Source organism: Lysinibacillus sp. HST-98 (assembly GCF_016757845.1).
Taxonomy (GTDB): domain Bacteria; phylum Bacillota; class Bacilli; order Bacillales_A; family Planococcaceae; genus Lysinibacillus; species Lysinibacillus capsici.
Window position 1 is genome coordinate 68,885 of the sequence record NZ_JAENHX010000007.1, and the last position, 13,974, is coordinate 82,858.

A 13,974-nucleotide genomic window follows, 5' to 3' on the forward strand; every position below is an offset into this window, starting at 1 on the left:
CTTTATATTTATTTCGCTAATTGATAAATAATACCTATTATTAACCACATTGTTACTAAAGATGTTCCACCATAGCTAATAAAAGGTAATGTAACACCCGTTACTGGCACTAAACCTATTACTACAGCTATATTTAGAAAAGCCTGCACCATAAGCATTGTGACTAGCCCGATAATCGCATAATAGGACGTTCGGTTTTTAGCCTGTACCGCAAATCTATAGCCTGCATAGATCGTTAGTATAAAAAGCGCTAAAATAACGAGGCCACCAATCAATCCGACTTCTTCTAAAATAATGGCGTAAATAAAATCATTCTGAGGCTCTGGTAAATACAGAAACTTTTGTCGGCTTTGTCCAAAGCCATGCCCAAAAATCCCTGCTGGACCGATAGCCATTAAAGATTGCACCGCTTGGAACCCACTAACCAAGGGATCAGCCCATGGATCAAGAAATGCTTCTATACGCTTTAGACGATATGGTGCTGTCGCTATGAGACCTACTAATCCAGCGACACCAGCTAGCATAATCATGGCGTATAGTTTTAGAGGATAGCCAGCGACAAAAAACAATAAAAACACAGATACAACGAGAATAAATACTGAGCCAAAATCCGGCTGCAACATGATAAGAACAACAGGAAGTAACAGGATAAAACCATGTCGCCAGTTAACAACAGGAGTGCCCGTTTTATGCTGGGCTAATATATGGCTCAAGTACACAATGACGGTAATTTTCGTTAGCTCTGCTGGCTGTATTGTTAATGGACCTACACCAATCCAGCTTTGCGAACCATTTCGCACCAATCCTATACCAGGAATCAGTACGAGAACGAGTAAAATTAACGAAAATATATAGGCCATTTTCCAAAAGGACTGCTCTCTCAAAATATTTAATCGAATCGTGATTAAAAATACGACAATGGCTACCACAAAGTATACGCTTTGCTTCAAATAAAACGGCATTTTTCCACTATAATGAACGGCACTCCAGTAGGTACCTGCAGAATAGACGAAAATAATGCCGATAATTGATAGCATCAAAGTTGTGACGAGCAATAAGTAGCTTTCTTTACCTCTCAGTAATGCCATCCTTCCAAGTCAAGTATATTCTAAAATAGTTACAGGCTCATTACAGCTTCATTACAGCATCAATAAAAACATCTCCACGTATTTCAAAGCTGTCATATTGATCCCAACTTGCACATGCTGGAGATAGTAAAATAACATCTCCTTCTGCAGACATCGGTGCTGCATATTGAACAGCGTCTTCTACATTTTGAGCAATGACGGTTTGTTGGACACCACACGATTTTGCAAATTCTACAAATCGTAAGCCAGTTTCTCCAAACGCAACAACACCCTTTACATGACTCATACAAGGGCGAAGTTCTTCGAAAGAATGTCCACGATCTAAGCCACCTGCGAGTAAAATGACAGGAGCTTGGAAAGCATCTAAAGCACTCTTTGTCGCTAAACAATTGGTTGCCTTAGAGTCGTTGTAAATCTTTCGACCGTTCCATTCACGTACGAATTGTGTACGGTGTCTAACTCCACCAAATGTCGCTAAAACCTCTTCCATCTTCTCTTTGTCACAGCCAACTAAAATACAGGCTGCCACGGCTGCTAAGATGTTTTCTAAATTATGCTTACCAGGCAAGGCAATGTTCGCGCGATCCATGTATGGTTCCCCTTGCCAATAAATTGTAGTTTCATCTGCACTAATCCCATTTGCAGTACGTCCCTTCGAACTGAATGGAATCTTCTGTGCATGAGATTGTGCTGCATATCCAACCACAATCGGTTGGTCGGCATTATAAATAAAATAATCACTGTCATCTTGATTACGAGTTACGCCAAACTTCGCTTCAGCATAGTTATTAAATGTTCCATGATAATCTAAATGCGCATCATAAAGATTCGTCAAAATAGCAATTTTAGGCTTAAACGTTTTGATCCCCATCAATTGGAATGAGGACAGTTCTGTTACAATGATGTCATCTTGATTCGCTTCTTTTGCGACGCCACAAGCAACTGTCCCAATATTTCCAGCAATTAACGGATTTTTACTTCCTTTACTTAACATGTCGAATATTAAAGTTGTCGTCGTTGTTTTGCCATTTGAGCCTGTTATACCAATAAATGGTGCATCACTAATTAAAAAAGCTAGCTCAATCTCTGTCCAGACTGGAATCTCTCGACTAAGGGCATCAGCCACAATTCGATTGCTATAAGGTATACCTGGATTTTTTACCACTAACTCAAAGCCTTCATCAAGTAAATCTTCAGGATGGCGACCACAAATTACTGTAATCCCCTTCTGTAATAACCCTTGTGCATCTGGACTTTCATCAAATGGTTTTGAATCATTTACTGTTACAAATGCACCAAGCTCATGTAAAATTTCCGCAGCGGCCACACCACTTTTTGCTAGACCTAACACAAGTACTTTTTTATGTTGTAAATCTGTATAGTTTTTCATTAGAACGCCTCCGATAAGACTGCAATTAATGCTACTGCTAAGGCAGTTGACCAGAAGACAAGCACTACTTTCCATTCTGACCAACCCGATAATTCAAAATGATGATGAATAGGGCTCATTTTAAAAATACGCTTTTTTCGAAGCTTAAAGCTACCTACCTGCAAAATAACGGAAAGTGTTTCTATAACAAACACTAAGCCAACTAGTAAAAGCAAGAATTCTTCTTTTACTAAGACAGATACCATAGCCAATGCTCCACCTAATGCTAATGACCCCGTATCCCCCATAAATACCTTTGCAGGATTTGCATTAAATAATAAGAAGCCTAATAAAGCACCTGTTACAGCAAACGAAAATAGTGCAATATCTGCCTGACTTTGGAATAGCGCAATAACACCAAATGCTGCAAAGGCAATGGAGGCAGTACCTGCCACTAGCCCGTCTAGACCATCTGTCAAATTCACTGCATTGGAGAAGCCTACTAACCAGAAAATTAAAAAGGCTACATAGAATACGTCATGATCAATTGTCCACTCCGTAAATGGAATAGCTAACGTTGTATCAAACGATCCTACATGTAGAAGGAAATACGCAAGAATAGCAATAACAATTTGACCAATCAATTTTTGAAGAGAGGTTAAACCTAAATTTCTTTTAAATACAACCTTTAAACCATCATCTAATAAACCTATTAAGCCGAATCCTGCTAACACTAATAAAAGTACTACGGTATGTGTCGTTAATAAATCTAAAAAGCTACCTACACCAACAGTTGTTAGGAGAATGGATATTAAGAAAATGATTCCTCCCATTGTTGGTGTACCAGCTTTTTTCATATGTGATTTTGGTCCCTCTTCTCGAATACTTTGCCCAAACTTTAGACGACGAAGAAGTGGAATACTAATTGGTGCCAGGATAACTGTTACTATAAAAGCAAGAGCTAAAATGGTAAGTGTTGTTGCGAGTTTCATTGAAAAATCTCCTTTAAATCTTGTTTCACTTTCTTCTTTAAGAAAAAAGCATTAACTTTCATTTTATTATTACTACCCTTCATAATAATAGTGGTTCTTTCCCATTTTTTAAAGGTAAAGTTATTTTAGTTCTCCAAATATAAATGAATGGTACCATCTTGTTTGATAACACTATCCACTTCAGGTAATTGATTGCCAATTTTAGTCCCTTCCCCATGCCATTCAATACGGAATGGATAAAATTGCTTGGCAATATCATCCCTTGTTTGACCAATAAAATTAGGTACCTTCACAGTAATTGGGTCACCATAACGATAATCCTTTTCCAGTTGTTCCTTCGATTTTTCAATACCTACAAAAGGCGCAACATCCTCAATAATTTGCCCCACTATAGGTGCTGCTACAACACCACCAAACTGGGTTGTCTTTTTCGGATTGTCAACAGCTACATAGACAACAATTTGCGGATTGTCTGCTGGTGCAAAGCCAATAAAAGATACGATGTATTCTCCACTTTTATAACGGCCATTTTCAACTTTTTGTGCTGTTCCAGTTTTACCACCAATTCGCAGTCCATCTCGAAAGGCTTGTCGACCTGAACCATTCGCTACTACTGATTCCAAAGCACCTCGAACCTTAGCAGAGGTTTCTTCACGAATTACCTGATTTTTAACAACTGGTTGCGTTTCCTGTATGACTTCTCCTGTATTTGGATTAAATACCTTTTTCACAACATATGGCGTATAAAGCTTGCCTCCATTTATGGCAGCAGCTACTGCTTGAACTTGTTGAATAGGTGTCACGGCTACCCCTTGCCCGAATGAAGTGGTGGCCTGCTCAACAGGACCAAAGGCATCCTTAGAAAATAAAATACCAGATGCTTCACCAGCAATATTAGACCCTGTCTTTTGTCCAAAACCAAAGTCTTTAATATATTGTAGTAGTCGCTCATTGCCTAGACGCTGTCCTAATTCTATAAAGCCTGGGTTACAGGAGTTCTCAACCACCTCTAAAAATGTTTCATGCCCATGTCCTTCACGTTTCCAACAGCGAAGCTTTGCTCCCGCCACCATCGTATAACCTGGATCATAAAAGGTTTCATGCTCCAAATCCACTAAGTTTTCTTCCAACGCAGCACTAAGGGTAATAATTTTAAAAGTAGAACCGGGCTCATACGTCATCCATACAGGTAAATTTCGATTGTAGATGGCTGGCTCTACTAATTGATATTCAGCTGGATGAAAAGTAGGATAAGAGGCTAATGCCAAAATTTCGCCAGTGTTTGGATTCATCGCAATCGCTAGTGCTTGGTCAGCTTCATAGCGCTTCATTGCTTGCGATATTTCACGCTCTACGACTTGCTGTACATCAACGTCAATTGTTAGCTCGATCGTAGCACCATCCTCTCCTGCTTTCCAAGCACTTGAAACATTAGGCAAATTATTACCTTTTGCATCTGTAAAGAGACGGATCGCAGAAGAATTAGCCTGCAGAAATTTATCATATTCATATTCAATTCCAGCTAATCCTTGGGCATCATACCCTGTAAAACCTAAAAATCGAGATAACAGCGTGCCGTAAGGATAATCCCTAGAATAATCAACACCACTATACAACCCTTCAATTTGCATGCCTTGTAATTCTACTGCTTTTTCATAAGGTATATTTTTGCCTTCAGGTGCTAGTTTCACTAAGTAAGCTTTTTTTTGCATTTTCTCTAATAGCTTCGCCTTATCCACTTCGAGAACCTGGGCAATTTTTTCAGCAGCTCCTTCAATATCATTGCTTTGTGAAGGCATGAAATATAATGTAGGCGCTAGCTTATTAGTTACAATACTCTCTCCGTCTCGATCTGTTATATGTCCTCGTTCATTCGCAAATGGAATTTCCCTGTCCCAGTTCTCCTCTGCCTTGGTAGTCAATTCTTTTTGATCTAGCACTTGCAAAAAGAATAACCTAACAACAATTGCCAATGCTACACACATAAACAACACATATAAAATACGTAAACGCTTTTTAGAATGGATAGAAATCCACTTCATTCGACATCACACCTTGTTTTTTACAACGTATGAAATAAAGTGGACTTCTATTCAGTATTATTCATCCTCTACTTCTTCAACTTCACCCTCAGAGGCAGCTTCCACGTCTTGTACAAAGCTTTCGGCAGGTGTTTTAAGCTTAACAACAATCGGGGAACTATCAGTGATGACGGTTCCAGCTGAAACGCTTTGACTTGCTACAAAACCTTCGCCGAATATTTCCATCTCTAGTCCAGTCATAGATTTGAAGACTAGTAAATTACGTAATGACCAATTCGTAAAGTCTGGCAATGTTACCTCGCCATCTGTCTTTAAAAATACAAAACTACCTTTTACCAGTTTTTGAGTGTTCATTGGATATTGTTCAATAATTTTACCACCACTACCAACAACAATTGGTTGTAAACCATCATTGGCTAATTCTACTTCAACCGCTTCAGCGCTTTGACCTGTAAAGTCCTGAATGCTGACTTTATTGACATGTTGAACATCGTCTGGGTTGATATTAAGGTGCTTTAAGCTATTTAACATAACTGGATTAAAGACTTTTGATACTGGTACCGATCCAAGCTCATTGTTCAGCTTAGGTTTTTTCACTGAGACATATACAATTAGCTGTGGATCATCTACAGGAGCCAAGCCTAAAAATGAATAAAGGTATTGGTTTGAAAGATATCCACCACTAGCTTTTGGAATTTGGGCAGTCCCCGTTTTCCCTGCAACCTCATAATCCTCCAATATAAAATCCTTAGCTGTACCATATTCTGATGTTAACGTTGAAGCTAGGATTTCTCGTACTTGTTTCGCTGTATCAGCTTTAATCGGCTGTCCTTTTTCAACAGGCTCATGATTTTGAATAATTTTCCCTGTAGAAGAATCAACAATACGGTCGATAACATACGGCTGCATCATCTTGCCATCATTCGCGATAGCAGTCATCGCTTGGATTAGCTGAATAGGTGTTACTGTAGAACCTTGACCGTAGGTAGTTGTTACTCGTTGAATAGGGTACTTTGTTAAAATAGTACCTGTTGCTTCATTCGGTAAATCAATACCCGTTTTGTGCCCAAAACCAAAGCGGTCCAGATAATCAATAAATACATCATCGCCAATCTTTGTTAATAAATGGGCCATAGCAGTATTAGCAGAGCGTTGGAACCCTTGTAAATAAGTGATATAACCCCAACCATATCTATTGTGATCTCGAATCGTACGGTCAAATACTGTATATGAACCTGATTTAAATGGGTCATTCGGTGTCCATTTTCCCGTATCGATAGCTGAAGCAAGCGTGAAAGTTTTCATCGTAGAGCCAGGCTCAATTGTCTCCTCAATCACTTCATTCAGCCACTTCATATTTTGACTATCACGTGTTTCTGGGTTAAATGTAGGACGCTGTGACATTGCTAAAATCTTTCCAGTCTTCGGATCTGCTACAACCGCGGTCATGGACTCAGGATTATATTCCTGTTCAACCTTTGTCATTGCTTCCTCTAAGAAGCTTTGGATTGTTTTATCAAGTGTTAAATAAATGTCGTCCCCATTTTTTGCAGGTGTAATCATTTTCTCACTGTTTGGAAGCAAATAGCGGAAAGCATCTGTCTCATATTCCACTTTGCCATTAACGCCTGTTAATTCTTTATCATACGTATATTCTAGACCCATTTCTCCCTTGGTCGTAACCGTGCCATCTTCATTATCTTTTTTGAGAGCATAGCCAATTAAATGAGAAGCAAATACACCATTTGGATAATACCGTTTTAAGTCACTCACAAAGAGAATCCCTGGTAATTTTTCTTCCTTTATTTTACTCATGACCTCGTGACTAATGCCGCGGCCTGCACTACCAAACTCAACTTGATATAAAGGTTCACCATCACTTCTATATCGATTGTTCAATTTTTTAACAATCTCGTCTTCCTTTTCTTTCATCGCTGGAATATATTTCGCTAGTACTTTTGCCGTTTTCTCCGAATCCACTACATGTCGGGGATTCTTAGGATCTGTTGTAGCCTTTTCACTTACAATGGCAATCATGCGATAACTTAATGTATCTTCTGCAATTACTTGTCCATTTTGATCATAAATCTTTCCACGATTAGCTGTAATTACACTTTCCTTACCATACTTAGCTGCTGCTCTCGCTGCAAGCTCTTGTCCTTCCACTTCACCTGTAGCCTGTAATGTCACCATTCTTGTGAATAATAGAAAAAAGAGCCCTCCATAAAAAATTAATAATAGAAAGGCTCCCCATTGGAATCGAAATCTCTTTTTTTTCATTCTCCCGGCACTACCTTTACATTTTTCTCATTTTGAGTTAAACCGAGTTCTTTGGCTTTTTTCCATATGTTTTCGTATGTAGAAAGTTCACTTACACGAACCGTTAAGTCAACATTCTGTTTCGCAATCTCTTCTGCTTCTGATTCGATTTTTTGAATGTCTATACTTGTTGTTTGAATCGCTGCTTGTTTATTTAATACAAGTATTCCTAGTACAGCAATAATGCCAATTAAAACAATTAGCATTGTCTTTTCAAACTTCTGGTTCGTTTTTTTACGACGTATGATAGTGGGTTGTGGACTAGGTGGTGTTATCGGTTGTTGCACTTGTTGATGTTGGTGCTGTTGCCTTACACGAACTGCTGCCATTTACTCACGCCCTTTGTCGTTAATTTTCTCCACCACTCTAAGCTTCGCTGAACGCGCACGATTATTAACTGCCAATTCTTCATCAGAAGGAATAATAGGCTTTCGTGTAATAAGCTTTAAAGTTGGCTTCATGTCATCAGGAATTACAGGTAAATTTGGTGGTAATTCCGGTAATGATGACGCTTCCTTAAAGATTGTCTTGCATAGGCGGTCCTCCAATGAATGGAACGTAATGACACTAATGCGCCCCCCTACGTTAATCATATCAATCGCATCGACTAATGAATCCTCTGCTGCGCCTAGCTCATCATTAACAGCAATTCTTATTGCTTGGAAAATGCGCTTTGCCGGATGTCCACCTTTTCGGCGTGCCGCTGCTGGAATACCCTCTTTAATTAATTCTACAAGTTGACCAGTTGTTTCAATCGGTGCTGTTTTTCGAGCCTCTTCAATTTTACGGGCAACTTGTTTAGAAAACTTTTCTTCTCCATAACGGAAAAATATACGAACAAGATCTTCGTATGCCCATTGATTAACAACATCTGATGCTGTCAGAGTTGCAGTTTGATCCATACGCATATCAAGTGGTGCATCGTGGTGATAACTAAAGCCTCTCTCAGGTGTATCTAATTGTGGAGAAGATACGCCTAAGTCATATAAAATACCATCAACCTGCTTAATGCCATGAGCTAATAGTTCTTCTTTTAAGTAACGGAAATTCGAATGGATAAATGTAACACGCTCTATATAAGGTGCTAATCGAATTTTCGCATTTTCAATAGCCGTCATATCTTGATCAAAACAAATTAAGCGGCCTTTATCTGATAATTGTTGTACTAGATATTCACTGTGTCCCGCACCGCCAAGTGTACAGTCCACATATACACCATCAGGATCTATGTTCAACCCATCAACAGTTTCTTTTAATAACACGGTTGTATGATCGAACATACCACTCGCTCCTCTCAGGCCTTAACCTCATTCAACTATCACGTTGTAATGCCTATTACAAGTTAAAAATCAAAGCCAATCATATTTTCTGCAATTTCATTAAAAGATTGTTCAGACTCACTAAAGTAAGCTTCCCAAGCATCCTTAGCCCAAATCTCGATTCGATTTGAAACACCCAACACCACACATTCTTTTACTAGATGCGCATGTTGCATAAGGGTAGCTGGGATATTGATACGCCCCTGCTTGTCTATCTCTACCTCTGTTGCTCCAGAAAAGAAAAACCTCGCAAATGCTCGTGTATCTTTTTTGGTCATTGGTAAACCTTTTAATTTCTCTTCGAGTTTTCGCCATTCATTCATAGGATAGCCAAATAGACAGTTATCGAGACCTCTTGTGACAACAAACGTTTCGCCTAAAGCTTCACGAAATTTTGCCGGTACGATTAATCGCCCTTTCGCATCAACGGAGTGTTGATATTCTCCCATGAACATACTACTCACCCCACTTTATTAAATAATGTACCACATCCACCCACTTTCCTCCACTTTTTTTAAAAAAAACTTGACATTTTATCGCTTAATATGCAATTAGACCTTTAGGAATTTTTTCGACATATGCTAAATGATATAAAAAAAGAGCCACCCCTAGTAGGATAGCTCTTTAAATACTATTTATGTCGACATTATTCATCAAATTTACAGGATATCAAATTACTACTTAGGTAAAAAGTATCTATTTATTAATTTTATAAATAAAGTAAATAGTGGTGTTTACCGATGCTATAATTTTGCTTCAGCATTTCAGTAATTAACATAGGTCCAAACTCATTGAAATATTGATATGGATTAAGGGATCTCTCTTGGAAACCATCATTAGGATATAATTCATTTTGCAGTGTCATAAATTTACGAATCGTCGTTTCATGCTTACCTAATACAGTTTGTTCAATTTTTTGCTGTAGATAGTCAAATTGTTTCGCATGATTTTCTTGATTTTTCTCAAGAATCTTATCTAATTGCAGATGCTGGTTCTCTAAATAGGAGGCTAGCTCTTCATATTTTTCTACTAACAACTGCTGCATAGCTTGGATTTGACGTTTGGCTTCACTGTCCTGAACATCTGCAATAAAACGTTCTTTCAGTTGTAATGCTTTCCCTTCCCATACGTCAGTAACAGTTAGTTGATGCTCACGTAATAATTGCTCTACATGACGAGTGATAATAGTAATATGTAGGCGCGGAGCAAAAATCGGCATTTGTAAATCTAACACTGAAAATGCATTTTTCAGTGTCGCCCAATAAGCTAGCTCTCCTGGACCTCCGACAAACGCTAATACTGGTAATGTCATCTCCTGCATCAAAGGGCGAGTTACTACGTTATTACTTAAACGTTCAGGATGATTATGCGCCACTTCTAATAGCTCTTCTTGTGTAAATTTAAGGTTTGCCGCTAAATTAACAAACAGATCATTTTTTCTTTCTAAAAGATGTCGCTCCCCATCTTCTACGTAAAATAAATTAGCGGCTTCATATGTTGCTAAAATAGGCTTACCATAGCCAGCACGTTCAAGCTCTTGCTCCTTTTCCGTTACTACTCTAGCAATTTCTTCATTGGATTGAATGATTTGAGCAAAATATTTATGTTCAAATTGACGGAATTGAAAGTTGGCGGCATCGATTAATAATAAACCTTCCTCTTTGAACAATTGATTCATTAGACAGGCAAAGAAATCTGTAAATGTTTCACTATTATTCAATGCGTCAACTAACTGCTTGATCAGCGTTTCTGTATACTCTGTTTCTCCAATATCACGAATAATAGTATTAATTAATTGCGTCATCGACTCTTTGTTTAGGGCTGTTGCAGAAGCCATCGTTTTACGTCTAGATCGCTCTCCATAAGCTCTTTTTTTCAGCAATTCCCCATAAACCGTATAGGTGTGATTAATTTCTTCTAAGTCATGATCTTCTCCAGCGATCCAGAAAACAGGAATAACAGGCTGTTGAAGCTTCGTACTTTGCTCTTTCGCTAATGCAATAACTGAAATAGCTTTATGAACGGAGTAAAGAGGGCCTGTTAAGATACCTGCTTGTTGTCCACCAACTATTACCATAGCTCCTTGCTCTAGTTGTTCTAAATGTTCATTCGCTTTTTTTGATAACCCCAGTGGCTCCATAAATTGACGGATGATTGTTGTTAATTCTTTTTGATCACGGGAATTTCGCGCTAAATGCTCCGCTCTTTTCTCAAAAGCTTGATCATTGTATTCATACTCAAAAAATTGATGTATGGCAGTATTTGGCGACCAGTAATCTGCTAGTACATGATTTTTTATAGGTACTTGGATTGACTCCAGTTTCATTTAACATAAACTCCTCTACTCACTAAATCATTTCCTTACTCATAACAAGAAATTGAATTTCATTCATACTATGCACATGAGGCTTTCAATGTCGCCTTGACATTCAAATTGCTCAAAAAAAATCCGCGGCATCTATTAGCGGCTTTGAGGCAACAATTTTGCAGCAGACATTTCGATTTAAAAGCCATCGCTCTCCCTCGAGAAGGATTTTCTATACCTAACTTTGCTTTCGGTACAAAAAACATGTGCTGGTTCACTTCCTCATGTCACTGAACTACGCTTCTAGTTACGAAGGTTTATGAATGCAATCAATATTCTCATCCCCATAGAATGATTTTTATAACTATTTTAATGCTATTATTTTAACGCTTAAAGCTTCAACATGAAAAGAAAATGCTTAGACAACCTGTAAATATTCCATAATGGATTGAATAACACCCACGATACATATGACTAGATAAGCTGTACTAAGTACTAAGAATAAAAAACGCCAAATTTTCTTTAATAACGGCTTTACTTCTATTTCCTTTTTAGTTCGCCAATCAATATATGTAAAAATCATGGCCATCATTATCGCGAGTATCACCAAAAGAGCCCCAACATTCACACGCCAAAGTACGCCGACGGCTAACGGAACAGAAAAAAACAAACACAATGTCGTAACATCAGAGGCTGCACCAAATGCATGTGTGCCACGAATTTTAACTTTCCTGCCAACCAGATAAACAATTATGAAAAGAACAATTGGACAAAAAATAATGATACTAATAACTATATGTAAAAGGTCTTTCAACTTCTTTCACCGCTCTCCTCTATTGCAAGCACTTGATGATATAAAGTACGCAAAGTAGGTAAATTATGACCGTTTGCTAAAGCTTTATTTAGAATGACACCAACAATTGTTTCGATTTCACTTTTTCTCCCCTGCAGACGATCCGCTAGCATAGACGAAGTATTGTTGGCCGTTTTCCTACATAAGTCTATCACATCACTAAAAGATATGGTGAGTTCAAAAGCTTCCGTAAGTTCTCGATAAATACTTTCTAGCAGTAAAAATGCTTGTTGATTAGCCACTAACTCTCCGTTCTTTACTTGCAAAACAGCTGTCAATGGATTAATTAAGCTATTAAGTACCGCTTTTGCAAAAAGCATTTGCTCTGCATTACTAGCCAATTCAATAGGAAATAAGGAATGTTGTAATTGTAATAACTGTTGAAAAGCCCAGTGTTCTCCTCGTTCTATCGCTATTTTACATAGTCCTACTCCTCTATGCTGAACCGTTGATTGGTCCAACAATTGAGCTCCAAAGGTCACTGAACCAAAGGCGATATTTTTTTGTGGCAAAAGTAGCGCCTCCTCAAAATGCGCTAAGCCGTTTTGCATAAAAAGCAACGGCATATCACTTGAGAATAAGGTTAATTGATTGTAGAGCTTTTGCAAATGTCCGTATTTAACAGCAATCACTAATAAATCTTGCTTTGGTAGATTAGTCAAATCTGTCGTAGCAACAATTCTTTGCACAGCTTTAGTTCCATCAACGTTGATACGTGTTAACTTTTTGGCATTTAGTTCATTTACTTGTTCCTGCCTTCTGGCAACCAACGTTACTAATACACCAGACTCCGCTAAAAAACTTGCTGTTAATTGACCAACTGCCCCTGCCCCAATTATTGCTACTTTCATTGTCTACACCCTTTCCAACTTTACTGATCAATGTTACCTCGACGTCATTACATCCAGTTTGTTCCAAAAATACTGGAGACACGCTGTGATACTTCGGAGCAACACGCTATTATTCACACCATCAAAGAGGGTGACGCATTTTTGGCACGCCCCCTAAATCAGCAGACTTTAAAACCCCCATCTGATGCTTCACCTCTGAATAGCATATATTCTTAAAACTATAAGAATAAGGTGCCTTAGAATACATCTAAGGCACCTTCTATGCAGGTTCTTTTATTATACAGGATAGACTGATTATTGACGATATACAGAAAGGGTTTTATGTCCATAAAAGAAAAGCAATGTAATTCATGTTCCAAAAGCCACGTAATCATAATTTTAATCTTTCATTAATGAATAACCTTGCTGAAGCCATTTCACTAGCTTCTCATGCTCATTTTGCAATTCACGATGCTTCATTTCAAGCGTTTGATAAGCCTCCGTTAATTCGTCAAAACTTGTCAACGCTAATTTCAAATGACTTCGCATAGATTGTTGGGGCTGATTTCGCACAGCTAATAGTGACTGGCTATATTGACCACGCAATGTTTTATTCCAACGGAAACCACACGCTTGTTTTGTACGACCTAGTTCTATGGCCGCCATTTCAAAGGCCTCTAGCTGTGTTTTGCCATTTTGCACATTATGCAATACGATTTCTGCTAGTCTTTCATCATCTTCCTTTGTCCATTGATCTTTTCTTTTTTTCAATTCCATAATCTATCACCCTCGCATTTTTTACTACTATATGCAAAAGCAAACAAAATAGAATCATTGCATGAAAAAAGACAGAGATG

At 38.2% G+C, this 13,974-nt stretch carries 12 protein-coding genes; all 12 read right to left on the reverse strand.

Annotated elements, in window-relative coordinates; translation table 11 throughout:
- Positions 1–8: 8 nt before the first annotated feature.
- On the reverse strand, positions 9–1,088 hold the full coding sequence (ftsW, locus tag JIN86_RS15955) for a putative lipid II flippase FtsW (protein ID WP_004224848.1): 1,080 nt from the start codon (positions 1,086–1,088) through the stop codon (positions 9–11).
- Between the two features lie 40 nt (positions 1,089–1,128).
- A complete protein-coding gene (murD, locus tag JIN86_RS15960; RefSeq protein ID WP_004224847.1) occupies positions 1,129–2,478 on the reverse strand; it encodes a UDP-N-acetylmuramoyl-L-alanine--D-glutamate ligase in 1,350 nt (449 codons plus the stop codon).
- Positions 2,478–3,449: a phospho-N-acetylmuramoyl-pentapeptide-transferase gene (mraY, locus tag JIN86_RS15965; RefSeq protein WP_004224845.1), complete on the reverse strand. Its 972-nt coding sequence runs from the start codon at positions 3,447–3,449 to the stop codon at positions 2,478–2,480. The genes murD and mraY overlap by 1 nt, the downstream gene beginning before the upstream one ends.
- A 125-nt stretch (positions 3,450–3,574) precedes the next feature.
- Positions 3,575–5,491 carry a stage V sporulation protein D gene (locus tag JIN86_RS15970; RefSeq protein ID WP_004224841.1) on the reverse strand — a complete coding sequence of 639 codons (1,917 nt, stop codon included), beginning with the start codon at positions 5,489–5,491 and terminating at the stop codon, positions 3,575–3,577.
- Positions 5,492–5,548: 57 nt separating this feature from the next.
- Complete coding sequence (locus JIN86_RS15975; protein WP_202342372.1) at positions 5,549–7,771, reverse strand: penicillin-binding protein; 2,223 nt, start codon at positions 7,769–7,771, stop codon at positions 5,549–5,551.
- The gene (gene ftsL, locus JIN86_RS15980; protein WP_004224836.1) at positions 7,768–8,139 is read right to left on the reverse strand and encodes a cell division protein FtsL; all 372 of its coding nucleotides are present in this window, start codon (positions 8,137–8,139) and stop codon (positions 7,768–7,770) included. Before ftsL ends, JIN86_RS15975 begins: the two co-directional genes overlap by 4 nt.
- On the reverse strand, positions 8,140–9,090 hold the full coding sequence (gene rsmH, locus JIN86_RS15985; protein WP_048394669.1) for a 16S rRNA (cytosine(1402)-N(4))-methyltransferase RsmH: 951 nt from the start codon (positions 9,088–9,090) through the stop codon (positions 8,140–8,142).
- 62 nt (positions 9,091–9,152) lie between these two features.
- Positions 9,153–9,584, reverse strand: coding sequence for a division/cell wall cluster transcriptional repressor MraZ (gene mraZ / locus JIN86_RS15990; RefSeq protein WP_004224832.1), 432 nt, complete (start codon positions 9,582–9,584; stop codon positions 9,153–9,155).
- 254 nt (positions 9,585–9,838) lie between these two features.
- The gene (gene bshC, locus JIN86_RS15995) at positions 9,839–11,455 is read right to left on the reverse strand and encodes a bacillithiol biosynthesis cysteine-adding enzyme BshC (RefSeq protein WP_202342373.1); all 1,617 of its coding nucleotides are present in this window, start codon (positions 11,453–11,455) and stop codon (positions 9,839–9,841) included.
- Between the two features lie 397 nt (positions 11,456–11,852).
- Complete coding sequence (locus JIN86_RS16000; RefSeq protein ID WP_004224829.1) at positions 11,853–12,248, reverse strand: DUF3397 domain-containing protein; 396 nt, start codon at positions 12,246–12,248, stop codon at positions 11,853–11,855.
- Positions 12,245–13,138 (reverse strand): ketopantoate reductase family protein, encoded by an 894-nt coding sequence (locus JIN86_RS16005; protein WP_202342374.1) that lies wholly within the window; start codon positions 13,136–13,138, stop codon positions 12,245–12,247. Before JIN86_RS16005 ends, JIN86_RS16000 begins: the two co-directional genes overlap by 4 nt.
- A 378-nt stretch (positions 13,139–13,516) precedes the next feature.
- Complete coding sequence (locus JIN86_RS16010; RefSeq protein WP_004224822.1) at positions 13,517–13,894, reverse strand: transcriptional regulator; 378 nt, start codon at positions 13,892–13,894, stop codon at positions 13,517–13,519.
- Between the last annotated feature and the right edge of the window lie 80 nt (positions 13,895–13,974).